Here is a 23,116-nt window from a genome sequence, read left to right as displayed (position 1 = left end):
AAATCAAAATGGACAACACCGTAAATCTGGCCCAAGCGGATTCGGCCGACAATACGCCGTTTCTGAAACGGCTGTTTCGGATGCGCGAAACCGGGTTGATCGTGATCATTCTGGCGTTGTTCCTGATCATGTCCTTTGCCTCACCGTACTTTCTGACCTGGGCTAATATGCGGGCAATGTCGATGGCCTTTGCCGTGGATGGCCTGCTGGTGATCGGGATGACGATCCTGCTGATATCCGGAGGCATTGACCTTTCGGTGGGCTCGGTCACGGCGCTGGCCATGGTGATCGCGGGCTGGCTGTTTCTGAGTGGGGTAAACCCATGGGTGGCCTCGGCTATGGCAATTGCACTCTGTACGGGTATTGGCGCGTTCATGGGGTTCTTCGTGACGCGCGTAGGGCTGCATCATTTCATCGTATCGTTGGCGATCATGGTGATCGCGCGGGGCGCATGCCTGCTGTTCACTGGTGGGCGGCCTCTGGGCCTTTATACCCTGCCGCCCGAGTTCAAGTTCATCGGGCAGGGCACCATTGGGCCGATCCCGATCGTGATCGTCATCTTTCTGGTCTTCGTGATCGCCTTTGACTTCATGCTCCGGCGCACGACCATGTTCCGAAAAGTGTTCTACACTGGCAGTAACGAGAAGGCCGCCGCCTATTCGGGTATCCGCACCAAGAAGGTGATCTTCCTGACCACCACGCTTTGTTCAACTCTGTGCGGCATCGCTGGCATCATCTACATGGCGCGGTTCGGCTCCGCCCAACCGACCTTCGGGTTGGGGTTGGAGCTGACCATCATCGCCGCCGCCGTTATTGGCGGGGCCAGCCTGAATGGCGGGTCGGGGTCGATCCTTGGCGCAATCCTTGGCGTGATCCTTTTGTCGCTGGTCTCCAGTTCCCTGGCGTTGCTGGATGTGTCGGTCTACTGGCAGGACATCATTCGCGGCTCGATCCTGTTGGCGGCGGTGACCATCGACCATTACCTGAACAAAAGGCGAGGGTGATGGTCGACAAGAAGAAAGACTTTGAACTGATCCGGCAGATTCACACCGTTCTGGTCCTGCATTATCTGGAAGGCCAGAAACAGGCCGATATCGCGCGGGCGCTGAACCTGTCGAACTCGAAGGTCAACCGTCTGATTACACAGGGCCGCAAGATGGGCATGGTCAAGATCGACATTGAAAGCCCGTTTGAGACGCTGATGGATATTGAACGGGATTTGACAAAGTCGTCAGGTCTGTCTGAGGCCATCGTCACCCCTTCGGTTGTGGGTAGCGAAGAAACAACTCTGCAACAGGTCGGGCGCGCCGCTGCCAACCATTTGATTGAAAACCTGAGCGATGGGGATGTCATTGCGATCACTGGCGGAAAGGCCGTCAGCGCCACGGTCGAAGCGTTGGAGGTCGAACGCGCAGTCGATGTTACTGTAGTGCCCCTGACCGGTGGCATTCAGGGCAAATACTATACAGATGTGAACCACTTGGCGACGCAGATGGCAGAGCGGCTGGGCGGCAGAACAATGTTGTTGCACGCGCCGCTTTTTGCCGAGAGCCGCGAACAGCGGGACATGCTGGAACAGGTCTCTTCGATCCGCGAGGTGCTGGATCTGGCCCGGCATGCCAATGTGGCGCTTGTAGGGGTTGGGTCGATCGAGCCGGAAGGCTCCAGCTATTACGACCTTCACCCGGTGCCCGAAGCAGATCGCAAGATGCTGATGGGCATGGGCGTGATCGGAGAGTTTCTGGCCCACTTGATCCATATCGACGGCTCGGTCTCGAACTATGCGCTGAACTCGCGGCTGGTCTCGGTGTCACCAGACGATCTTGCGCACTGCAAGCGGGTGATCGGGGTGACCGCCGGAGCACAGAAAGTACTGCCGATCAAGGCGGTACTGAACGGAAAGTTTCTCAATTCGCTGATCTTGGACGAAAGCACAGCGACTGCAGTCTTACAGGAAATGGAAGGAGCACGAAATGTCGCATGAAATGTTGACGCGGGAAATCGGAAACTCTGGAATCGAAGCCTCTGTCGTTGGCCTTGGAACCTGGGCCATCGGCGGGTGGATGTGGGGCGGAACGGATGAGGCGAAATCCATTGCTGCAATCCAGGCCTCGGTCGATGCGGGGATTACGTTGATCGACACGGCCCCTGCCTATGGGCAGGGCGTAGCCGAAGATATTGTTGGCAAGGCGTTGAAAGGGCGCCGCGACAAGGTGGTGTTGGCCACCAAATGCGGGTTGGTTTGGCATACCCAGAAGGGCAACCATTTCTTCGACTATGACGGCAAGCCGGTGCATCGCTATCTGGGCAAGGATGCGATCATCTATGAGGTCGAACAGAGCCTGACCCGACTGGGTACCGATTACATCGACCACTACATCACCCATTGGCAGGACCCGACCACCCCCATCGCCGAGACGATGGAGGCGTTAGAGACCCTGAAACAGCAGGGCAAAATCCGCTCGATCGGGGCCAGCAATACGTCGGTCGATGAGGTCAAGGCTTATGTCGCCGCCGGTCAGTTGGACGCCATTCAGGAAGAATACTCGATGGTCAAGCGCGACATCGAAGGCACGCTGCTGCCTGTGTGCCGCGAGAATGGTGTGTCGGTCCTTAGCTATTCCTCGCTGGCGCTGGGGCTGCTCAGTGGCAAGATCGGGCCGGATCGTGAGTTCACCGGCGATGATCAGCGCAAGGACAATCCGCGTTTCTCGATGGCGAACCGCCAGAAGGTTGCCAATCTGATGGAGACCATCGCGCCCATTGCCGAGGCACATGGCGCAACGCTGGCGCAGACGGTCATCGCTTGGACCGTGCAACAACCCGGTATCACCTTCTCGCTTTGCGGTGCGCGTGACGCGGCACAGGCGGCCGAGAATGCCAAGGCGGGCCAATTGCGCCTGACCGAAGCTGAAATCGCTGACATCAGTGCGCAAGCTATCGCGCACCTGAGCGATCTCGACAGCTAAGACCCCAAGGCCCCCGCAACGAACAGGACCACCATGTCAGAACAAAGACAACAAAACCTGACAAAGCTGCACGAGAACGCTGCGTTTGACGCTGTGGTTATCGGCGGGGGCGTAAACGGGATTGGAGTGTATCGGGATTTGGCCTTGCAGGGGCTGCGGGTCTTGCTGGTTGAGCGCAACGACTTTGCCTCGGGGTGCAGCGCCGCGCCGTCGCGGATGATCCATGGTGGATTGCGTTACCTAGAGAATGGCGAATTCGATCTGGTGCAGGAGTCGCTGCGCGAACGCGACGCGCTGCTGTTGAACGCTCCTCATATGGTGCGGCCTTTGCCGACGGTTATTCCGATCACTTCGGTGTTTTCGGGTATGTTAAACGCGGTGGCCAGCTTTGTGGGCTGGCAGGGTAAGCCGTCAAGCAGGGGTGCGGTGCCGATCAAGCTGGGGTTGTCACTGTATGATTGGGTGACGCGCAAGCGGCGTATCCTGCCAAAGCATCATTTCAACAGCGCAGGGCGAACGCGCAACGACTGGTCTGCGCTAACGCCCAAGGCTACTCGATCAGCCGTGTATTATGACGCGCAGATCACGCATCCGGAACGTCTGTGTGTTGAAATGATCCGCGATGTTCAGATCGCCGCGCCTGATTGCATAGCTCTGAACTATGCCGAGATGACGCGGGACGGTGAAGATTATGCTGTGACAGACCGGCGCAGCGGTCAGGAATTGCCAGTCCAGCCCAAGGTGATCGTGAATGCCACTGGTGCCTGGCTGGATGATACAGTCCGCAGCCTGGGCGGTGAAGCCAATCAGCAAATGGTCTCGGGCACCAAGGGCTCACACCTGATCATCGACAACCCGGCGCTGTTGCAGGCGCTTGGCGGTCATATGATCTATTTCGAAAATACCGACGGGCGGGTCTGTATCGTATTCCCCTATCAGGGCAAGGTGCTGGCGGGTTCAACCGATATTCGCGTCGACAAGGCGACGCGCGTGCGATGTGAGCCGGAAGAGTTTGACTATATCCTCGGTTCTCTGCGGTTGGTATTTCCAGAGATTCAGATCGTCCCCGAACAGGTTGTGTTCAGCTATAGCGGGATCCGCCCGCTGCCGCACAGTGATCAGGATTTCACCGGTCGGATTTCGCGTGGTCACTACACAAAGCGGCTGGACGGATTGGTGCCGCAGTTCTGCATGGTTGGTGGCAAATGGACCACCTTCCGTGCCTTTGGGGAACAGACCACGGATGAGGTTCTGGCCGAGCTAGAAAAACCGCGCAAGACATCGACCCTTGGATTGTCTATCGGGGGCGGAGCACAGTTCCCCGATGATGCGAAAACGCTGCAAGAAAGGCTGGTCGAGGACTTTCACATATCGTCCGACCGCGCGCTGCACCTGATGGAACATTACGGCACGCACGCCGACGATGTGGCCCAGTTCTGCCAATCGGTTAAGGATACGCCACTGTTGGCTGGCTGCCCCTATACCGAGGCCGAGATTATTTGGCTGCTGCGCACGGAATTTGTCGAAACCCTGTCTGATATAGTCCTGCGCCGGACCGCTTTGGCGATCACAGGGCAGATTTCGGACGCGCTGCTGGGCCAGTTGGGAACTGTTGTGGCCACCGAACGCGGTATCAGCCCGCAGGAAATCACTGATCAGACCCAAGCGCTAATCCATGAATTGTCCGAGTATTACGGCGTGTCAGCCGAGACTCTGACTGCACGAAACAAGGAACGGAGAACAGAATGCGTGTAAGTACCAAAGCCCGAATGAACCGGATGTTTACCAACGGGGGCTGTCTGGACGTGGCGATCGACCACGGGGTCTGCAATGAGCCCAGCTTTATGGTCGGGCTTGAGGATATGGCGAGTGTCATGGACACGCTGATCGGTGCCAAGCCGGATGCCATTCAGTGTGCCTATGGGCAAGCCGACCTGCTGCAATCGCGCCCCGAAAAGGACAAACCCGCGCTGGTGATGCGGATCGACATGGGTAACCCCTATAACGATCAGCGCCACCGGGTGATGTGGTCGATGCTGCAAAACGCAGACGAGCCGATTATCGGCGCACTGGAAATGGACGCCGCCGCCGTTGTCGTGAACCTGTTCATGCTGCCGGACGAGCCTGAACTGTTTCGTCAGTGTGTCGAGAACATCAGCAAGGTGCGCGCGGCTTGTCACAAATACGGGATGCCGCTGATGATCGAACCTTTGGTCATGCTGCCCAACGATGTGCGCGGCGGCTATCAGGTGGATGGTGACGCAGAAAAGATCGTGACGCTGGTGCGTCTGGCCTCGGAAATGGGGGCTGACATCATCAAGGCAGACCCGACCGAAAACCCCGAGGACTTCCACCGCGTGATTGAGGCTGCGCGCGTGCCCGTTCTGGTGCGCGGCGGTGGTAAGGAAGACCTGAAGAACGTTCTGATGAAATCGGCGGCTCTGATGGCGCAGGGTGCGCAAGGGATGGTTTATGGCCGCAACATCTATCAGCACGACAATCCCAAGGCAGTTGTGGCAGCTTTGATGGCGATGATCCATGAGAAGGCCAGCGGCGAAGAAGCGTGGGATATCTATAACCGTGGCTAACAACCAATACATATTGGGGCTGGATGCGGGGAACACGGTCATCAAGGCCGTGCTCTTCGACCTAAATGGGCGGCCCGTCGCGATGGAGGTGCTGGACGGTCAGTCGTCGACCCCGCAGCCGGGGCACGTGGAGCGCGACCTGAATGAGCTTTGGGCCAATGCACGGCAGGTGATCTCTGGTTGCATCGACAAGGCCGGGATCACGTCGGATCAGATTATTGGCGTGGGTTGTGCCGGGCATGGCAACGGGCTGTACCTGCTGGACAAGGCGGGTGAACCGCTAGTGGGTATTCAGTCGCTGGACACACGTGCTGCTGGCCTGGCTGAGGAATTGTCAGAAGCCGCAGGGGATGCCCTGCACGCGCTGTGTTTGCAAAAGCCGTGGCCGTCGCAAACCCCGGTTCTGCTGGCTTGGATCAAACGCCACCAGCCCGAGATTTATGCGCAGACCGGCACTGTGCTTCTGTGCAAGGATTTCATTACGTACAAGCTAACCGATGAGTGGGTCAGCGAGATCTCGGACATGTCGGGCGGTGGTCTGACCCGGATGCCCGAGTGTGCCTATGATGACGGATTGCTGTCGCTTTACGGTTTGGATGATGCGCGCGAGATGCTGCCACGCCTGATCGACCCAGCGGATATCGCCGGAACCGTCAGCGCCGAGGCTGCCGCAGCGACCGGCCTGGCCGAAGGCACGCCGGTGATCGGCGGCTATTTCGACGTGGTGTCCAGTGCCATGGGCTCGGGCGTCGTGCGCGCGGGCGAGGCGTCGATTATAGCAGGAACCTGGAGCATCAATCAGGTGTTTTCCGACAAACCTGCCGTCAACGATGATCTGTTCATGGTATCGGGCTTTGGCCCCAACCGGTTTGTGAATATCGAAGCAAGTGCGACGTCGGCGGCCAATCTTGAATGGTATGTGCGTGAATTCGTCGAACGTGGCGCGCATCACGACGATCCATTTGGGTTCTGCAATGACAAGGTGGCCGAGGTCACCCCTGCGGCGGATGATCCGTTCTTTCATCCGTTCCTTTATGGTTCAGGGCAGGGGGCGTCGTTCCGAGGTGGGTTTTATGGTGTTGCGGGCTGGCACGGCGAAAGCCACATGCTGCGCGCCTTGTTCGAGGGTGTTTTGTTCGAGCACCGCCGCCATATCGAGGTTCTCAAAACCGCAGGCGTCCGCTTTGATCAGGCGGTTCTGTCTGGCGGTGGCTCGCGTAGCCCTGTCTGGCCGCAGATGTTCGCCGATTGCCTTGGTGTACCGATCTATGTGGCCGAAGCGCAGGAAACTGGTGCTTTGGGTGCGGCGATTGGTGTGTCGGTGGCGACAGGCGCGTATGGCTCCTACGAAGAGGCCATCGGTCAGATGACCCGTCGCAAGGCCGAGTTCCAGCCGAATGCGGACATGAAAGCCCACTATGATACCCGCTACGCGCAGTACCTCGCGCTTATCGAAGCCATGCGCGGGTTTTGGGACAGTGCTCAAACTTCAACCGAAAGGTAATCAGCATGAAAGCCGTGGGATTTCTGAAATCACTTCCAATTGACGCGCCTGACAGCTTGATGGATGTCGACCTGCCAGAGCCGGTTCTGCGACCCAACGATCTGCTGGTCGAGGTCGAGGCAATCTCGGTCAATCCCGCAGATGCCAAGCGCCGCATCCGAACAGCAGCCGAGCAGGATCATGCCGAGCCGTTCATTCTGGGATATGACGCCGTAGGTATTGTGCTTGATATGGGCTCCGAGGTCACAGGATTCACCAAAGATGACCGGGTGTGGTATGCTGGCGATGCCGATCGCCCAGGGTCTTATGCTGAGTTACAGGCGGTCGATCATCGCATCACATCACTTGCTCCGAAGACGGTGGGCCCCGCTGCGGCTGCCTCTTTGCCCTTGGTGTCGTTGACCGCGTGGGAAATGCTGTTTGACCGGTTGCAAGTTCCCACAAATGAAACGCCGGCCAGCCTGCTGGTTATCGGCGGGGCCGGAGGGGTGGGTTCGATTACCCTGCAACTTGCACGTAAGCTGACTGGATTGAATCTGATCGCCACTGCATCTCGCCCTGAAACGGTCGATTGGTGCAAGGACATGGGTGCGCATCAGGTGGTTAACCATCGCGATCTGATCGCCGAGGTGCAGGCCGCAGGGCATGAAACCGCGGACTACATCACGCAATACGCCGACACCGCACAGCATTGGGATGCCATGTGTGAACTGATCGCGCCGCAGGGCCGCATCGGAACCATCGTCGAAACGCCGGAAAAGCTGGATATCTCGGCATTGCAGGGCAAGTCCGCCGCGCTGATGTGGGAACTGATGTTCACCCGTTCGCTGTTTGGAACGGCAGATATGGCTCGGCAGGGGCAGATTTTGGCTCGTGTTGCCAGCATGGTTGATGACGGGATCATCCGAACGACCGAACAGAAAACACTGAACGGCTTGTCAGCGGAAACGCTGAAAGAGGCCCACGCGATCATCGAAACCGGTCGTATGATCGGCAAACTTGTCGTCGCATTCTAACCAGAAAGACCAGAATTCCATGACAGACGCCCGGAAACTTGATGGCGAATATGACTATATCATCGTCGGCGCAGGCACGGCGGGCTGTGTTCTGGCCAACCGCCTGACCGAAGACCCCAAGACGCGGGTGTTGCTTCTAGAGGCGGGCGGATCGGACAATTACCACTGGGTGCATATCCCCGTTGGCTATCTCTATTGCATCGGCAATCCGCGCACTGACTGGATGATGAAAACCGCTGCTGAACCGGGGCTGAACGGGCGTTCCCTGGTCTATCCGCGCGGCAAGGTTCTGGGCGGCTGCACCTCGGTCAATGGCATGATTTATATGCGGGGGCAGGCGGCGGACTACGATCATTGGCGCCAACTGGGCAATGCCGGTTGGGGATGGGATGACGTGCTGCCCTATTTTCTGAAGTCCGAGGATCACCATGCGGGCGACAGCGAGATGCACCGCTCAGGTGGTGAGTGGAAGGTCTCAAAACAACGGTTGGAGTGGGATATCCTGAAGGCTGTGCAGGAAGGGGCAAAGGAATTTGGCATTCAGCCACGCGCGGATTTCAACGATGGCAGTAACGAAGGCACCGGGTTCTTCGAGGTCAACCAACGCAATGGCGTGCGCTGGAATACAGCGAAAGGTTTTCTGCGCCCAGCGATGAAACGCCCGAACCTGCGTGTAATGACCCATGCCGAAACACAGGAGTTGTTGTTCGACGGTAAGCGAGTGACAGGTGTCCGCTTTCTGCAAAAAGGCGTTCGCTATGATGCCTTCGCTGGGGCCGAGGTTTTGCTGGCCGCTGGGGCGATCAACTCTCCCAAAATTCTGGAACTCTCGGGTGTTGGTCGAGGTGCTGTGTTGGCCGAACATGGCATTGCTGTGCATCACGTAAGCACAGGCGTGGGTGAGAACCTTCAGGATCATCTGCAAATCCGCACCGTGTTCAAAGTACAGAACGCGAAAACGCTGAATACGATGGCTAACTCGTTGGTCGGCAAGGCGAAGATCGCTCTGCAATACGGGTTAACGCAATCGGGGCCGATGTCCATGGCCCCCAGTCAATTCGGGATGTTCACCAAATCCAACCCTGATCTGGCAACGCCCGATCTGGAGTATCACGTTCAACCCTTGTCCACCGACAAACTGGGCGATCCGTTGCATCCGTTTCCGGCCATTACCGTTTCGGTCTGCAACCTGCGCCCCGAGAGTATTGGAACCTGCCATATTCAGGGGGCGGATACCACGACCCAGCCCGATATCCGTTTGAACTATCTGTCCACGGACAATGACAAGCGTGTTGCCGCGAAATCAGTGCGCCAAGCGCGGATGATCATGACGGCGAATGCCCTCAAGCCTTATCAGCCCGAGGAAATTCTGCCGGGTCCAGCCATGGAAACCGAAGAGGATCTTGTGAAAGGTGTTGGTGACATTGCCACCACGATCTTCCACCCAGTCGGGACATGTAAGATGGGGTCTGATGCATCGGCGGTAGTGGGTACGGATCTCAGAGTGCATGGCCTTGGGGGGATACGGGTTGTTGATGCGTCAATCATGCCGAAAATCGTTTCGGGCAACACTGCATCTCCTGTTGTTATGATCGCTGAGAAAGCGGCCGACATGATCCGCAACAGGGCCTGAGAGATGACGGAGATTGTGATCATCGCGCGCATCGAGCCGGAAGATGGCCAGTCAGAAGTGGTGCGCACCGCAATCGAAGATCTCGCAAATGCCAGTCGTCAAGAGGCAGGTAACCGGGGCTATGATGTGTTCTTATCACTCGACAAAAAGACCGAATTTCTGATCCACGAGGTTTGGTCCGGGGCTGAGGTGATTACCAGTCACGCGCGCATGCCGCACATGGTCCGGTTCAAAGAAATCGTGAAGGGAAAGGCGCGAATTTCCGTTCAGAAGCTGGCGAAGCTGTAAGCTCGGCGGGATTCTTTTCACCAAAATCTAACAGTGATTTAGAGCATTTTTCTTTTCGGTCAGCATTGTGCTGACGAGGATACGTCTGTGCTGCAAAACCCTTCAAAAGAGAATGAATTTTATGTGTTTATATTCAAATTGTTAAGGGCTTTTTTCAAAAGCGGATCCACAAAATTCTCGAGCTTATCGGCCGCCAAAAACAGTTGACTAGGCAAGCAAAATGAGAATAATAACATACACTGTAATATATTTCAGTATCGATTCCTGAGGAGAGGTTCGGGCTGGAATTGCGGCTCTGATGCCTATTGTTTCAGATCAGCCGCGCTCTGGAGGAAACAAAAAGGGAAGAGATGAAAATGCAGCGGAGGAATGTACTCAAGGCGGGTCTGCTGGCCACGACACTGACTTTTGTTGGTGGGGCCGCGGCTTTTGCTGATGATGGGAAGCGGATCGCATTCTTTGTGTCCGACTTGTCGAACGTTTTTCACCAATCTCAGGCGGCTGAGGCCGAGCGCTATGCTAAAGAAAAATATGGTGCTGAGGTTGTGGTCTTTGATGGGCAGGCAGACTCTGCTGTTATGACTCAGAATGTCGACCAGATCGCCGCCGGTGGTTTTGATGCAGCCACTCTGCACATCTGGGATGCCGAGGCCGCGACGCCAGGCGTCGAAGACGCGTTGGCCGACGATATCGTAATGACCTCGTTCTTCAGCCCGATCACCGACACGGGTATCCCGACCGCACGCAGCGATGAAGCCGCTGTGTCGTTCGAAATGGGCGCGCAGATGGCCAAAGCGTGGAAAGAGGCACATCCCGACAAGCCGATCGTCATGGTGCAACTGGGTTGGCCGAACCATACCGAGGTGAACTCGGGTAGAACGGCACCTTTTGCCGAAGGTGTGCTTTCGGTTGATCCTGACGCTGAAAACCTGGGCGCGCTGGATTCCAGCAAGGGTCAGGAAGCGGCCAAGCAGATCATTGTCGACCTGCTGACCCAACGGCCCGAGGTGAACTTGATCTATTCCGAAGCCTCTAACCTGACCGTCGGCACTATGGCCGGCCTGGCGCAACTGGGCCGCGGCAAGTTCGACAACGGCAAACCGCTGACTGAAATCGTGGCAAGCGTCGATTTTGACTCGGTCGAATTCGAGCAGGTCTATGATCCGAATTCCAGTCTGAAAGTATCGATGGGCCTGCCGCCGGTTGAAACCGCACAAGGCCGTATCGACCTGATCATGGATGTTCTGGATGGCAAGGTCGCACCAACCTCAGACACAGCGGAAGAGTTCTTCTATAAGGCCTACACTGTATCTTACTGGTCGATGCCGAAAGATGAGGCAGAACAGTGGCTTAAGGACCAGTTCGGCGGCTAACCAGCCCTGAGCGAACCTGTCGTTGCGATCAGGCCTAATACCCGACTTTTGACCTGATCAGCCCGGTTGGTTCTTTAATTGCTGCCAACGTCGTAACCTCGTCCTCCCTACTGAGGCCGGCGTTGGTAGCAACCTATTCAAAATCAGATAAGCTTGGCCCATGGAAGCGACTAGTTCGCTGCCACTGTTGTCTTGCGAAAATAAAGGGAATGATCGTGCAGACTGCCTTTGCCGACAATGCACAGGAAAAAGCTCTGTCCGTCAGGGATCTGACCAAGGACTACCCCGGTGTACGCGCCGTGGACACCGTGTCGTTCGATATTGACCGGAATACGGTGCATTGCCTGGTCGGCGAGAATGGGGCGGGGAAGTCAACTATCGTCAAGATGCTGACAGGCGCGCTTGCCCCGACAAGCGGATCAATGGCCATTCTGGGTCGTGATTATGCGCCCAGCAGCACGCAGGATGCACGCGAAAGCGGTATCGGCACGCTGTTTCAGGAACTGCACGTTGTTGATCAACTGACTGTCTTGGAAAACCTGACCCTCGGGATGGAGGCCAGTCGGCTTGGTTTCCTGGTCAAGTCCGATCTAGAGGAGCGGGTGACTAAAACCCTCGCAGCAATTGAACCGACGATCGACCCCAGTGCGCGCGTTTCATCGCTGAGCGTAGCGCAAAAACAGATTGTCGAGATTGCCCGCGCGGCCTCATCAGGGGCCAGTATTATCATCATGGATGAACCCACCGCCGCCTTGTCAGAACGCGAGGTCGAGCGCCTGTTCGGAGTAATCCGCAGGCTTCGGGACTCGGACGTGACGGTCATCTATATCTCGCACAAGCTGGATGAGATTTTTGAGCTGGGCGACAACGTCACGGTCATGCGTGACGGTAAGCATATTGCCACCAAACCTCTGGCGGACGTGAACGGTCGGCCCGAGTTGATAGAGATGATGGTGGGTCGCGCGATCACCCATGACTACGAATCGCGTGGTGAAATTGCCGACAAACCGGTGCTGACGGTCAAAGGGCTGAGTAACTACCTTCTGAAGGACGTTTCATTTCATGTGAATGAGGGCGAAATCGTTGGTTTTTATGGCCTTGTTGGTGCGGGTAAGACCGAAGTCGCACGCGCCATTTACGGGGCCGACAAAGCGGACGGGCAGATTGATTTTCTAGGCCGTAAACGCCCCTCCTCGCCGAAAGAGGCCATTGAGGCAGGGATCGCCCTGGTCCCCGAAGAGCGGCGCACGCAAGGTCTGTTCACGGAACTGACGATCCGGCGCAACATTCCGATCATGAACATCCGCAAGCTTGCCAGCTTCGGTGTGTTTAAGGATGAGCGCGAAAAGGAAGTTGCCCGGGAATATGTCGGCAAACTGGGCATCGCGACCAATTCGATTGAGAAGTATGCCGAAAAGCTTTCGGGTGGGAACCAGCAGAAGGTCGTTTTGTCCAAGTGTCTGTTTGCGGATGCAGATATGCTGCTGCTGGACGAACCAACACGCGGCGTAGATGTTGGGGCAAAATCCGAGATTTATGATCTGATCCGCGATCTGGCCAATAATGGCCGGGCAATCTGTATCTTTTCATCCGAACTGGAAGAGGTGTTGGGCATCTGCGACCGGGTGTTCCTGATGTATGACGGGCGGGTTGAGGCCGAGATTCAAAACGGGGCAGAGGTCGACATTCCTCAGATTCTGAATGTCGTAACCGGCGGAGGCAGAGAGAATCCATGACCGACCAAGCAATTGCGGGCCGCAGGTTGGCCGAACGGGACAACAGGCTAAGTGATGAGATGTTCATCACGTCGCTTGTCGCCGGAGCTGCTGTGGCGTTGTTCCTATTGGCCTCCATTCTGGTGCCAAATTTCTTTCAGTTTCAGAACGTTGTGAACCTGGTGACGAACAACTGGGCGGTGATCTCATTGGGGGTCGGTGTGACGTTCCTGTTGGTTTCGGGAAACTTTGACCTGTCAGTCGGAGGCATCGTCGCACTGTCGGGTGTTTTGGCCGTGTGGTTTGCGCAGTCGACCGAAGGTGCGAATGCTCTGTCCTCGGGCTGGGGCATGCCGACTTGGCTGGCGATGGTCTGCGCCCTGATCGGCGCGATGCTGATCGGGGCAATCAATGCGGTATTTGTTGTTGCGCTGCGGGTGCCGTCAATCATCGTCACGCTTGGCACGATGATGCTGGCGCGGGGGATCGCGCAGGTGGTCACGCAAGGCTCGCAGCGCAATACCAACCTGCCGTCAGATTTTGGTGTGTTGGGGAACATGACCATGTTCGGCACTTCGATCAAACTGCCGGTTGTGCTGATGGCGGTCCTGATCCTTGTGGCCGTTTTTGTCGAACGCAAGACGGTGTTTGGCCGGTTGACCTATCTGATCGGAGCCAACCCTGTCGCATCGCGGCTTTCGGGGGTCGATAACGCGCGGCATGTCATCAAGCTGTATCTCTTCAGCGCGGCCATGGCCGGAGCTGTTGGCATTTTGCTGGCTTCGGAATTCAAATCCGGGTTCTCAAACCGTGGCATGCTGATGGAGTTTGACGCGCTGGTCATCTCGCTGCTGGGCGGGGTCGCTATTGCAGGCGGGTTTGGGTCAGTAATTGGGATGTTCTTCGGGGCAATCATATTGGCGACCGTGACGTCTGCGGCCACCGGGTTGGTTCTTTCGCCTGACTGGCAATTCACCCTCAAGGCCATCGCGGTGTTCATCGCAATCATGGCTCAGACTTGGGCTCTGGCCCGGAGACACGCATAATGACCGATCTGACCCAAAACCCCACATCCGGCGACCGTGTGAAACGGTTCCTCAAGGACTATTACATCTATCTGGTCCTGATCCTTGTGGTCGTGGTGCTCAGCACGGCCAACCTGGACAAGTTTCCCCTGTTCGAGCGTGGCAACTTCCTGAGTGAGCGCAATATCATCAACATCCTGCGTATTTCGGCACCGATCCTGACGCTGGCCGGGGCGTTCACGTTGTTGATGATCTCGGGCTATATCGACTTGTCCGTGGGCAGCGCCATGAGCCTGAGCGCAGTTGTCTATGCTATGCTCGTAATCAACGGGGTACCGTTCTTGCCGGCTTTTGTTGCGACCGTTCTATTGGGCGTTCTGCTGGGGGCTATTAACGGGTTTCTTGTGATCCGATTAAAGATCACGCCGGTCATCGCCACGCTGATCACCCTAAGCCTTTATAAAGGCATCGCATTGTTGCTGGTTGAGGATGGTGTTTCGGCGATCAAATCCGGTGGCGACCTGAAAATGCCCGGTTGGTTCAACGATTATGGGCGAGATGGTGTGCTGTTTGGTCTGCCCTGGGCCTTTTGGGTGGCCATACTGGTTACGATTGCAATGATCATCGCGCAGGATCGGATGAAACTAGGCAAATACGCCGCCGCAACCGGGGGCAATCCGACGGCTGCGAAATTGTCAGGAATCAACACCGCGCGGACGGTTATCCTTCTTTATGTGCTGGTCGGTGTTTGTGCGGCGCTGGCGGGCATTGCGCGGTCCAGCTTTATGTCGCTGGGCGACCCGCTGTCGGGCGACGGGATGGAACTAACCGCTATACTTGTGGTTCTGTTGGGTGGTACAGCCTTCAGCGGCGGCGAGGGGCGGGTTCTGAAATCCTTTATCGGGGCGCTGATCATCATGTCTTTGACTGTGGGCATGTTGACACTGGTGCCCGCCTATTTCCAAACTCTGGTCGTTGGCACCGCGTTGTTGCTGGCGGCGGCATCGAACCATTTGGTGAGCAGAAGGGACAGTGAAAATTGAACGCATCCGGACCCGATCCCGACACGCTGCGCCTGATCGCCCGTGTCCTGACCCTGCATTTTCAAGAGGGGCTGCTTCAGGCTGACATTGCCAACAGCCTGAAACTGTCGACGGCCAAGGTGAACCGGCTGATCAAGCAGGGCCGCGAGATGGGCATGGTCGAATTTCGCATCCACAGCCCGTTCCAACGTCTGTTCGAGCTGGAACGCCAGATGAAGGAGCGCTGGCCGCTGTCCGCGTGCCTTGTGGTCAACACCGTAACCGAAAACGCTGAAATCACGCTGGATCAGGTCGGAAAATCGGCGGCGCAGCATCTGCAGCATATTCTTGGACCCACCGACGTTTTGGCAATATCGGGCGGCAAAACGCTCAGCGCCGTCGCGGACCATTTGAAGCCGGGCGGCGCAACGTCGAATGTCGTGGTGCCAATGACTGGAGGGGTGCAAGGGCAGCATTATACCGATGTGAACCACATCGCGACCCGTATCGCGGACGGTTTGGGCGGTTCGGCAACCCTAATCCACGCGCCCTTGCATGCCGATACGCAGGATGAACGCGATGTTCTGCTGTCAGTGCGTGCTGTGAGCGATGTGCTCACCCAAGCGCGGAACGCTAATGTCTCTCTCTTGGGACTGGGCGCTGTAACCGAAGAGGATGCGACTTATTACAAAGCGCACCCCCTGTCCGAAGAGGACCGGTCGCAGCTCTACGATAGCGGGGTCAGGGCGGAACTGCTTGGGCACCTGGTCGATTGCGAAGGTGAGCTGTGCAGCACCGCGCTTAACTCCAGACTTGTTAGCCTGCCGCTGAAGGACGCCAAATTGGTTCCGATCCGCATTGGTGTTGCCTCCGGCATCGATAAGGCTGAACCGGTACGTGCTGCGCTAAATGGGGGCCATATCAGCACTTTGGTCATTGATGATGTTACAGCGCAGGCGGTATTGAACGAGGCAAGCGAAAATGCCGTGTGAGAAAACACTGATTTTGTCTGATTTTGCTGCCAAAGACTGAAAATCTGGCTTAAGTCACCGACTGACCTTTGTGCCGTCGCTGACCCTGTGGCCGCCGGATCTGACTAATGCTGGGATGCGAATCTTTCGCTAGATCAGCAACGGTCAATTCACGTAAAGACTCCGCCCGTTACAGCAGTTCACGCAGGATGCAGGAAAATTGTTCTCCTGCTCAACCTGCTTTGCCTTCAAAGAAATTTGCGACAAAACCCTATTGATTTGTCACTGGGACATCTCCTGACATGAGGGACGCGACAGGTGCGATCTGCGCGGCGATTTGAGTTCTGAGCTGAGCGAGTGTGATGTCATCCTGTTTGACGAATTCAATGAACGCCTGATTTAAAGCACCGAAAATTAGTGTGCCAAGGTCTGTGGCGACCAGGTTTTGGCGCACCAGCTTCCGGCCCTGCAGAACCCTGATCAATTCGGTCACCTGTGCTGCAAGCCGACGATCCTGTTCCGCGTAACGCCGACCACTTGGTGTGTTGGGGTGTTCGATGGAATGGGCAATCGCCGCGCGCCACATTTCCTTCGACAGGTACTCGAGCGAGTGATCATAATATTGATAAATCAACGCCAGTAGCGCGTCATCAACGCGCTGCGGTGGGTTCTCCAGAATCGGCGCGCCTGCGGCGATGACCTCTTCGACCTCCATGGCGACGGTGGCAATCAGAATGTCGCCCTTGGTCTCATAATAGTTGTAGACCGTGCCGACCGACACTTCGGCCATTTCTGCCAAGTCTTCGATTTTCACCGACCGATAGCCGTGTGACCGGAATTTCGCGGATGCGGCTTCCAGAATGCGACGCTCGCGCGCTGCTTTTTGCCGCTCTCGTAATCCTGCCATGTGGAAAAACGACCCCGTGTAACACAAATCCAAATTTAGAGTTGACTTAAAAGATGAGGCTGTTCAAGTTTTTTCGGACAGACCCACACAAAAACCGGGCGAACCGTAATCAACAGGAGATGAACGAATGCAAACCGGACGTAAAATCCTTGGCGCGTCGGCGCTGGCCTTGATGGCTGGTACTGCCTGGGCCGAGGGCGAGTTGAATGCGTTGGTGTGGTGCGACCATACTGATCCCGAACTGATCGCGCCGTTTGAGGCGGAACATAACGTCAAGGTCAACCTTCGCGAATACGAAGGAACCGGCGCGGCGCTGGCATTGCTGGAGCAATCCAGACCTGGCGACTGGGATGTGCTTGTGGTGGACGGGATCGACGTGTTCCGCGCAGTCGAAGCCGGTGTTCTGGCCCCGCTGCCCGAGGGCGCGATCTCGACTGCGGATTACTTCCCCGAAGTGGTCATGGCCGAAAATAACTCAGTCGACGGCGTGACCTATGCCGTGACCGAGAAATTTGGCTACAACACGATCTCGTACAACTCGGCCAAGGTCGATCCCGCGGATATGGAAAGCCTGACCAGTGTCTGGTCCGAGAAATATGACGGGCGGATTTCGATCTATGACTACTACCTGCCCGTAATGGGGCTGGCTGCTATTGCCGAAGGCATTGCAACGGATGCGATTGGTGCGGGAGATCTGGCAAAGATCGATGGTGTGTTGTCAACCATGCGAAGCCGAGCGGCCTCGGTCGCGGGGGTTGTTGCGGCGCAAACGGCGCTGGCGACAGGAGAGGTGGATATCGTTGTCGGTGGGGGTGAGTGGCTGACGGCCGTGCTGGCCTCGGAACAGCCGGAACTGACATGGACCATCCCCAAGGAAGGCGCGGTTCGCTGGGCGCAATCCATTGGCGTGGTTGAGGGGGCCAGTAACCCCGATCTGGCGGTTGAGTTCATCAAATATATCACCAGCCCCGAAGGGCAGGCTCGTCTGGCGACGTCTTCGTGCTTTTGGGGAATGCCCGCAAATGCCAAAGCCGGAGACGTTCTGACCGATGCGCAGAAAGACATCCTGCGCTGGGATCAGCAGCCTGACTATTTGGCGCTGACACAGCTATATCCTGCACCGGATGCGGATCTGGATATCGAAATGCAGGATCTGTGGCTGGAAACTCTGCAGCAGTGAGCATGTCCAAGGACCAGATCCGGGGCTGGGGCTTTGTCACTCCGGCCCTGCTGTGGACCATCGCTTTTTTCATCGTGCCTTTCGTCGTGATGGGCGCGATGAGCCTTGCTTCGCTTGAAGGGCGCACGCTTGTCTGGGACCTGTCGCTGGCCAACTATGCCGAGCTGCTTGAAAAGAAGTATCTGTGGCGCGCCGTTCTGGTTTCGCTTGAAATCACGCTGACGGTGACGGTGATCTCGGTCGTGCTGGCTTATCCGCTGGCCTGGATCATTGCCTTTCGTGTGTCGCCGCGCTGGCAGCGCCTGGCCCTGCTGCTGGCGATCCTGCCATTCTGGACCTCCTATGTGGTGCGGTCCTATGCGTGGCTGCTGGTTCTGGCGCGCGAAGGCGTAGTGAACGAGACTCTGATGTGGATCGGCGCCATCGCCGAGCCGATCACGCTGGCCAATACGCGCTTTGCGACGGTGACGGGCTTTGTGCATTTCTTTGTGATGCTTCTGACCCTGACGATTTATGCCAACCTGATCCAGCTATCCCCGAACTATCGCCGGGCGGCAATGGACCTTGGCGCCAACGCCTTTCAAACCTTCCGGCACGTGATCTTGCCGCTCACGCTGCCCGGTATTGTCACCGGAGCATTCCTGACCTTTGTCCTGTGTATCGGCGATTACGTCACGCCGCAGATTCTGGGCGGCAATACCGAACTATCCGTGCCACAGGTCATCATGGTGCAATTGGGACGACGTGCGGATTTCCCGCTGGCCTCGGCGCTGGCCATCGTCTTGATGAGCATCGTCGCGCTGGCCTACCTGCTATCTGCCCGCTGGTTAAGGCTTGACCGGTTATGATGCGTTTTCTGCCGTGGGCTTACCTGATTGCCGCTTTTGTCTTTATCTACCTGCCGGTGGGTGTGCTGGTCCTGTTCTCGTTTCAGGAAGGATCGCTGCCGGTGCCGCCGTTCAACGGGCCATCTGTGCAATGGTACCAGACCATTCTGGGGGACGAGGATTTGATGGCAGCGCTGCGCAACTCGATCCTTGTTGCCTTCGGGTCGTCTGCGGTTGCCGTAACGCTTGGATTTCTGGCCGCATACGGTTTGGCGCGGCACGTTCTGCCGGGATCGACCCTGATCCGAGGGCTGCTGATCGCCCCCCTGACTGTCAGCTACCTGATCGTCGGGCTGGGTCTGCTGATCGTTCTGACGCGGTCGGGCTTTGGCGTTTCGCTATGGACCGCCGCCATCGGACACGTGGTTATCAACCTGCCGCTGGCTTTTGCCATCATCTACGCCTCGATGGGGGCGCAACAGCAAAATGCCGAACGAGCGGCCCGTGATCTGGGCGCGTCTGAGCCCAAGGTGATCATGCTGGTGACGGTTCCGATGTTGCTGCCGTCGATTGCGGCGGCCTTTTTCCTGTCGGTCACGCTCAGTTGGGACGAGTTTATCATCTCCTTCCTGCTGACCCGCTTTGACGTCACCTTGCCGGTTGAAATCTGGTCGCTGCTCAGGTCTGGCCTGTCGCCGCAACTGAATGCAATCGGCAGCTTCGTCTTCCTGATCTCGGTGGCGGTTGTGCTGCTGCTGGAACTCACCATCTTTCGGAAAGGCCGCCAATGACCGCGTCTGTCACGTTTTCGGGTCTCAATCACTGGTTCGGTCAGTTTCAGGCGCTGTCCGGGATCGACCTGCAGATCGAGGCCGGTGAATACGTAACCCTGCTGGGGCCATCCGGCTGCGGCAAGACCACCCTTTTGTCTATCCTTGGCGGGTTTCTGGAACCCACCGAAGGCCGCGTGCTGATTGGCGGTCAGGATATGACCCGTGTCGCGCCAGTTAAACGCCCCACGACCACGGTGTTTCAGGACTATGCCCTGTTTCCGCACATGTCCCTGCGGGACAACGTGGGCTTTGGCCTGCGTATGAGCGGTATGGGCCGGAAAGACCGCCACGCCCGCGCCGAACAGATGTTGGACCTGGTCGGTCTGAAGGATGCGGCGCTCAAACGTCCCCATGCCTTGTCCGGTGGTCAGCGTCAGCGCGTAGCGCTTGCGCGGGCATTGGCCGTAAACCCGGACGTTCTACTGCTGGACGAACCGCTGGGCGCGTTGGACCTCAAGCTGCGGCGATCCATGCAGGATGAACTGAAATCCATTCAGCAACAGATCGGCACAACCTTTGTGCATGTCACTCATGATCAGGAAGAGGCTATGGCCATTGCTGACCGGATCGTGGTCATGAGTAAGGGCCGGATCGAAGATCATGGCACACCCGACCGGGTTTACCGTCACCCCGCAACACTGTTCACGGCGGATTTCATGGGTGAAAACAACCATATAGAAGGTGTGAAATCTGGAGCTGGTGTAGAAACACCCTTTGGGCTTCTTCCCGCACAGAATGCTCTGGCGTCTGCGGCGGCCGCAATCTGCCTCCGCCCCGAGGATATCCGCGCGGACGATCAGGGCTCGTTCCCGATGGGGCAGGCCACCGTGACTGCAGCGGCGTTTTTCGGAACCTATTGCCGGGCGCATCTGTCACCGGCCTGTGCCCCGGACCTGAGCCTTACGGCCTATCTGGCGCCCGACCGCGCGTGGGCGCAGGGGGATGTGCTATCGTTATCCGCAGATGTCGAGAATTTTCGTCTGTTCGAACCGGAGACCCCCTGATGCAACGCGCGCAACCGCAGGATTGGTACCGCACCACCCGCAAAGGCGAAGACGTCACCCTGATCGATGAGCCTTTCATCACGCCGTTCTATCGCTGCAACATGTGGCATGTGCGTGGGCGTGACCGCGATATGCTGGTCGACAGCGGTATGGGTGTTGTGTCGCTGCGAACATGGGTGCCTCTGGTGACCGAACGTGCGTTGACGGCGGTCGCAAGCCACACACATTTCGACCATATCGGCTGTCATCACGAGTTTGAGGACCGCGCAGTTCACAGGGCCGAGGCCGATATTCTGGCGAACCCAACCCGCAGGGCGACGTTGGCCGACCCCTATGTGACGGACGAGATTTTCGACTGCCTACCGCCCTTGCCCTACCGATCCGATACATATGCAGTCAGCGGCGCGCAGGCAACGCGCCTGCTGGACGATGGCGATATCGTCGATCTTGGGGACAGGCATTTCGAGGTGATCCATACACCGGGCCATTCGCCGGGCGGAATTGCCTTGTGGGAGGCCGCGACAGGCATCTTGTTTTCGGGCGATATTGTCTATGATGGCGAGTTGATCGAAGACACTTATCATAGCAATGCGGACGATTATTACCGCTCGATGGTACGTCTCTATGATCTACCTGTACAAACTGTGCATGGGGGTCACTTCCCAAGCTTTGGGCGTGATCGCCACCGCGCAATCATTCGCTCGTGGTTGGATGGAAAGAACACGGCGCGATGACGGCAATTCCCGCAAAGATGAAAGCAGCGATCAGCACGGGGCCAGGCGCGCCTTTGGTCGTAACTGAGGTGCCAGTGCCGCAGGTCGGGCATGGGCAGGTTCTGGTCAAACTGGAAAGCTGCGGTGTTTGCCACAGCGATCTGCATCTGCGGGATGAAGCCCTGCCAGACGACGCCTACCCCAGAATTTTCGGCCATGAAGGGATCGGTCGAGTTGTGGCTGTGGGCCCAGACACGCGGAATGCACCAGCCATCGGCGCTCGCGTCGGGTTGCCATGGCTTTACGATACCTGTCTTGCCTGCAAACCTTGTAGGTCCGGGCTTGAGAACTATTGCCCAACGCAACAGGCGCGGGGCGTCGAACAGAATGGTGCTTTTGCCGAATATGCGGTGCTTGAGGCCCGCTTTGCCTGCGAAATCCCGGATCAGATCGACCCGATAACAGGGGCGCCGCTGCTATGCGCGGGACTTACTGCATGGAGCGCGCTGAAACGATCCAAGCTGGAGGCAGGTCAAAATGTTCTGATCATCGGGGCAGGGGGGTTGGGGCAATACGCCGTCCTGATCGCCAAAGCCCGTGGTGCGCGGGTGATTGTTGTGGATCAGGACGCCGCCAAGTTGCAGACGGCGCAAAGTCTGGGGGCGGATTGGGGTATCCTCGCCGGGCCTGAGGCGGGCGCGGCCGTACGACGGGCGGGGGGTGCCGATGTGACGCTGAACTTCGCGCCAACCCCTCGGGTCTGGCAGACGATCAAGGACGCCGTGAATCCACTGAGCGATATTGTGGCTGTGGCGCTAGTGGATGATCCGGTTGATCTGTCGATGCTGTGGCTGATCGACGGGGGGCACAGGGTTTTCGGCTCTTCGGTTGGGACAAGGCAGGATTTGTTGGATTTTCTGGATTTTGCGTCACAGCGCCCTTTGGGAGTGGATGTGGAAACTGTACCGCTGGATCAGGTCAACTATGCGTTGGATCGCCTAAAGACAGGGGACGTGACCGGCAGGTTGTGTATCGATTTCAACCTGTAGCCATGTAAGTCACTACACCGTTGCAGATTGTCGCGGCGGCAGGTATAGACTCCTTCGCTTGGATAGGAGGCTAAGGTTTCTTAGAAGGCCAACCGCTTAATCTTTTGGTCCTCCGTTTTCTCAACCATAATGGCGGACCACTTCCAAGCGGGAGGATCAGATGAATATGTCATCAACAGGCGTAAATGGTGATCGACCGCGCGATACAGATTCATGGCGTGGCTGGTTTGTCGCAAGCTAAATGCTTAGGGCAGAATTGGCATACGCGCGTTCCATTCGTTTCGCTGATGGCCCGGATGAAGTACATCAAAAATGCTTTGGCGCAACGGTTGATCCGATGATTTGGACGTTCATAACGATCAAAAGCACTTTTTCCGAATACATTGAGGGTGTTGTTTCTTATCTCGCTTGTCTGAAGTCAGCACCATTGGGACAGCTTAGGTCGATTTGATAAGAGAGGGTTTCTGGCTCATCGTATTCGCCAGGGAGTGGAGATGAG

21 protein-coding genes are annotated in these 23,116 nt (G+C 57.1%); 20 read left to right on the top strand and 1 reads right to left on the bottom strand.

The genetic code is table 11. The annotated features are described in order from the left end of the window. Window positions 1-8 precede the first annotated feature (8 nt). The 14 genes from RUESEDTHA_RS19120 to RUESEDTHA_RS19055 all read left to right on the top strand — a co-directional run bounded on the left by RUESEDTHA_RS19120 (window position 9) and on the right by RUESEDTHA_RS19055 (window position 16,125). Window positions 9-1,004, top strand: coding sequence for an ABC transporter permease (locus RUESEDTHA_RS19120; RefSeq protein WP_180888262.1), 996 nt, complete (start codon window positions 9-11; stop codon window positions 1,002-1,004). Beyond that, complete coding sequence (locus tag RUESEDTHA_RS19115) at window positions 1,004-1,984, top strand: sugar-binding transcriptional regulator (RefSeq protein WP_180888261.1); 981 nt, start codon at window positions 1,004-1,006, stop codon at window positions 1,982-1,984. Before RUESEDTHA_RS19120 ends, RUESEDTHA_RS19115 begins: the two co-directional genes overlap by 1 nt. Next, window positions 1,974-2,969, top strand: coding sequence for an aldo/keto reductase (locus tag RUESEDTHA_RS19110; protein ID WP_180888260.1), 996 nt, complete (start codon window positions 1,974-1,976; stop codon window positions 2,967-2,969). The genes RUESEDTHA_RS19115 and RUESEDTHA_RS19110 overlap by 11 nt, the downstream gene beginning before the upstream one ends. Window positions 2,970-3,002: 33 nt before the next feature. Then, window positions 3,003-4,724, top strand: coding sequence for a glycerol-3-phosphate dehydrogenase/oxidase (locus RUESEDTHA_RS19105; protein ID WP_180888259.1), 1,722 nt, complete (start codon window positions 3,003-3,005; stop codon window positions 4,722-4,724). Next, complete coding sequence (locus tag RUESEDTHA_RS19100) at window positions 4,715-5,557, top strand: class I fructose-bisphosphate aldolase (protein ID WP_180888258.1); 843 nt, start codon at window positions 4,715-4,717, stop codon at window positions 5,555-5,557. The genes RUESEDTHA_RS19105 and RUESEDTHA_RS19100 overlap by 10 nt, the downstream gene beginning before the upstream one ends. Further along, window positions 5,550-7,061: an FGGY-family carbohydrate kinase gene (locus RUESEDTHA_RS19095; RefSeq protein WP_255431825.1), complete on the top strand. Its 1,512-nt coding sequence runs from the start codon at window positions 5,550-5,552 to the stop codon at window positions 7,059-7,061. The genes RUESEDTHA_RS19100 and RUESEDTHA_RS19095 overlap by 8 nt, the downstream gene beginning before the upstream one ends. 5 nt (window positions 7,062-7,066) lie before the next feature. Further along, a complete protein-coding gene (locus RUESEDTHA_RS19090; RefSeq protein ID WP_180888256.1) occupies window positions 7,067-8,077 on the top strand; it encodes a zinc-binding alcohol dehydrogenase family protein in 1,011 nt (336 codons plus the stop codon). A gap of 19 nt (window positions 8,078-8,096) precedes the next feature. Continuing rightward, the gene (locus RUESEDTHA_RS19085; RefSeq protein ID WP_180888255.1) at window positions 8,097-9,710 is read left to right on the top strand and encodes a GMC family oxidoreductase; all 1,614 of its coding nucleotides are present in this window, start codon (window positions 8,097-8,099) and stop codon (window positions 9,708-9,710) included. Between the two features lie 3 nt (window positions 9,711-9,713). Then, window positions 9,714-9,998, top strand: coding sequence for a putative quinol monooxygenase (locus RUESEDTHA_RS19080; RefSeq protein WP_180888254.1), 285 nt, complete (start codon window positions 9,714-9,716; stop codon window positions 9,996-9,998). Window positions 9,999-10,354: 356 nt separating this feature from the next. After that, a complete protein-coding gene (locus tag RUESEDTHA_RS19075; protein ID WP_219635907.1) occupies window positions 10,355-11,371 on the top strand; it encodes a substrate-binding domain-containing protein in 1,017 nt (338 codons plus the stop codon). Between the two features lie 209 nt (window positions 11,372-11,580). Then, the gene (locus tag RUESEDTHA_RS19070) at window positions 11,581-13,107 is read left to right on the top strand and encodes a sugar ABC transporter ATP-binding protein (protein ID WP_180888252.1); all 1,527 of its coding nucleotides are present in this window, start codon (window positions 11,581-11,583) and stop codon (window positions 13,105-13,107) included. Continuing rightward, a complete protein-coding gene (locus RUESEDTHA_RS19065; protein ID WP_180888251.1) occupies window positions 13,104-14,132 on the top strand; it encodes an ABC transporter permease in 1,029 nt (342 codons plus the stop codon). Before RUESEDTHA_RS19070 ends, RUESEDTHA_RS19065 begins: the two co-directional genes overlap by 4 nt. After that, the gene (locus tag RUESEDTHA_RS19060) at window positions 14,132-15,154 is read left to right on the top strand and encodes an ABC transporter permease (RefSeq protein ID WP_180888250.1); all 1,023 of its coding nucleotides are present in this window, start codon (window positions 14,132-14,134) and stop codon (window positions 15,152-15,154) included. The genes RUESEDTHA_RS19065 and RUESEDTHA_RS19060 overlap by 1 nt, the downstream gene beginning before the upstream one ends. Further along, the gene (locus RUESEDTHA_RS19055; protein ID WP_180888249.1) at window positions 15,151-16,125 is read left to right on the top strand and encodes a sugar-binding transcriptional regulator; all 975 of its coding nucleotides are present in this window, start codon (window positions 15,151-15,153) and stop codon (window positions 16,123-16,125) included. Before RUESEDTHA_RS19060 ends, RUESEDTHA_RS19055 begins: the two co-directional genes overlap by 4 nt. Window positions 16,126-16,375: 250 nt before the next feature. Here the strand turns inward: RUESEDTHA_RS19055 and RUESEDTHA_RS19050 are convergent, their stop codons facing one another. Then, complete coding sequence (locus RUESEDTHA_RS19050) at window positions 16,376-17,011, bottom strand: TetR/AcrR family transcriptional regulator (RefSeq protein WP_180888248.1); 636 nt, start codon at window positions 17,009-17,011, stop codon at window positions 16,376-16,378. Window positions 17,012-17,138: 127 nt separating this feature from the next. Here RUESEDTHA_RS19050 and RUESEDTHA_RS19045 point away from each other — a divergent pair, with 127 nt between their 5' ends. The 6 genes from RUESEDTHA_RS19045 to RUESEDTHA_RS19020 are packed head-to-tail and all read left to right on the top strand — an operon-like array spanning window position 17,139 to window position 22,617. Next, window positions 17,139-18,191, top strand: a complete 1,053-nt coding sequence (locus RUESEDTHA_RS19045; RefSeq protein ID WP_180888247.1) for an extracellular solute-binding protein — start codon at window positions 17,139-17,141, stop codon at window positions 18,189-18,191. 2 nt (window positions 18,192-18,193) lie between these two features. Further along, entirely contained in the window at window positions 18,194-19,039 is an 846-nt protein-coding gene (locus RUESEDTHA_RS19040) for an ABC transporter permease (RefSeq protein WP_180888246.1), read from the top strand. Beyond that, window positions 19,036-19,809 (top strand): ABC transporter permease, encoded by a 774-nt coding sequence (locus RUESEDTHA_RS19035; RefSeq protein WP_180888245.1) that lies wholly within the window; start codon window positions 19,036-19,038, stop codon window positions 19,807-19,809. The genes RUESEDTHA_RS19040 and RUESEDTHA_RS19035 overlap by 4 nt, the downstream gene beginning before the upstream one ends. Continuing rightward, window positions 19,806-20,855 (top strand): ABC transporter ATP-binding protein, encoded by a 1,050-nt coding sequence (locus tag RUESEDTHA_RS21070; RefSeq protein ID WP_180888244.1) that lies wholly within the window; start codon window positions 19,806-19,808, stop codon window positions 20,853-20,855. Before RUESEDTHA_RS19035 ends, RUESEDTHA_RS21070 begins: the two co-directional genes overlap by 4 nt. Next, complete coding sequence (locus RUESEDTHA_RS19025) at window positions 20,855-21,589, top strand: MBL fold metallo-hydrolase (RefSeq protein WP_180888243.1); 735 nt, start codon at window positions 20,855-20,857, stop codon at window positions 21,587-21,589. Before RUESEDTHA_RS21070 ends, RUESEDTHA_RS19025 begins: the two co-directional genes overlap by 1 nt. Next, on the top strand, window positions 21,586-22,617 hold the full coding sequence (locus RUESEDTHA_RS19020; protein WP_180888242.1) for an alcohol dehydrogenase catalytic domain-containing protein: 1,032 nt from the start codon (window positions 21,586-21,588) through the stop codon (window positions 22,615-22,617). The genes RUESEDTHA_RS19025 and RUESEDTHA_RS19020 overlap by 4 nt, the downstream gene beginning before the upstream one ends. Window positions 22,618-23,116 lie beyond the last annotated feature (499 nt).

It is taken from the genome of Ruegeria sp. THAF57 (assembly GCF_903914075.1).
GTDB lineage: Bacteria > Pseudomonadota > Alphaproteobacteria > Rhodobacterales > Rhodobacteraceae > Ruegeria.
This window is presented reverse-complemented; position numbering and strand designations above follow the sequence as displayed.

What these genes read in the sequence shown, in the direction of transcription:
- RUESEDTHA_RS19120 (WP_180888262.1), top strand. Translation starts at nt 9, where the DNA reads ATGGACAACACCGTAAATCTGGCCCAAGCGGATTCGGCCGACAATACG.
- RUESEDTHA_RS19115 (WP_180888261.1), top strand. Translation starts at nt 1,004, where the DNA reads ATGGTCGACAAGAAGAAAGACTTTGAACTGATCCGGCAGATTCACACC.
- RUESEDTHA_RS19110 (WP_180888260.1), top strand. Translation starts at nt 1,974, where the DNA reads ATGTCGCATGAAATGTTGACGCGGGAAATCGGAAACTCTGGAATCGAA.
- RUESEDTHA_RS19105 (WP_180888259.1), top strand. Translation starts at nt 3,003, where the DNA reads ATGTCAGAACAAAGACAACAAAACCTGACAAAGCTGCACGAGAACGCT.
- RUESEDTHA_RS19100 (WP_180888258.1), top strand. Translation starts at nt 4,715, where the DNA reads ATGCGTGTAAGTACCAAAGCCCGAATGAACCGGATGTTTACCAACGGG.
- RUESEDTHA_RS19090 (WP_180888256.1), top strand. Translation starts at nt 7,067, where the DNA reads ATGAAAGCCGTGGGATTTCTGAAATCACTTCCAATTGACGCGCCTGAC.
- RUESEDTHA_RS19085 (WP_180888255.1), top strand. Translation starts at nt 8,097, where the DNA reads ATGACAGACGCCCGGAAACTTGATGGCGAATATGACTATATCATCGTC.
- RUESEDTHA_RS19080 (WP_180888254.1), top strand. Translation starts at nt 9,714, where the DNA reads ATGACGGAGATTGTGATCATCGCGCGCATCGAGCCGGAAGATGGCCAG.
- RUESEDTHA_RS19075 (WP_219635907.1), top strand. Translation starts at nt 10,355, where the DNA reads ATGCAGCGGAGGAATGTACTCAAGGCGGGTCTGCTGGCCACGACACTG.
- RUESEDTHA_RS19070 (WP_180888252.1), top strand. Translation starts at nt 11,581, where the DNA reads ATGATCGTGCAGACTGCCTTTGCCGACAATGCACAGGAAAAAGCTCTG.
- RUESEDTHA_RS19065 (WP_180888251.1), top strand. Translation starts at nt 13,104, where the DNA reads ATGACCGACCAAGCAATTGCGGGCCGCAGGTTGGCCGAACGGGACAAC.
- RUESEDTHA_RS19060 (WP_180888250.1), top strand. Translation starts at nt 14,132, where the DNA reads ATGACCGATCTGACCCAAAACCCCACATCCGGCGACCGTGTGAAACGG.
- RUESEDTHA_RS19050 (WP_180888248.1), bottom strand. Translation starts at nt 17,011, where the DNA reads ATGGCAGGATTACGAGAGCGGCAAAAAGCAGCGCGCGAGCGTCGCATT.
- RUESEDTHA_RS19045 (WP_180888247.1), top strand. Translation starts at nt 17,139, where the DNA reads ATGCAAACCGGACGTAAAATCCTTGGCGCGTCGGCGCTGGCCTTGATG.
- RUESEDTHA_RS19040 (WP_180888246.1), top strand. Translation starts at nt 18,194, where the DNA reads ATGTCCAAGGACCAGATCCGGGGCTGGGGCTTTGTCACTCCGGCCCTG.
- RUESEDTHA_RS19035 (WP_180888245.1), top strand. Translation starts at nt 19,036, where the DNA reads ATGATGCGTTTTCTGCCGTGGGCTTACCTGATTGCCGCTTTTGTCTTT.
- RUESEDTHA_RS21070 (WP_180888244.1), top strand. Translation starts at nt 19,806, where the DNA reads ATGACCGCGTCTGTCACGTTTTCGGGTCTCAATCACTGGTTCGGTCAG.
- RUESEDTHA_RS19025 (WP_180888243.1), top strand. Translation starts at nt 20,855, where the DNA reads ATGCAACGCGCGCAACCGCAGGATTGGTACCGCACCACCCGCAAAGGC.
- RUESEDTHA_RS19020 (WP_180888242.1), top strand. Translation starts at nt 21,586, where the DNA reads ATGACGGCAATTCCCGCAAAGATGAAAGCAGCGATCAGCACGGGGCCA.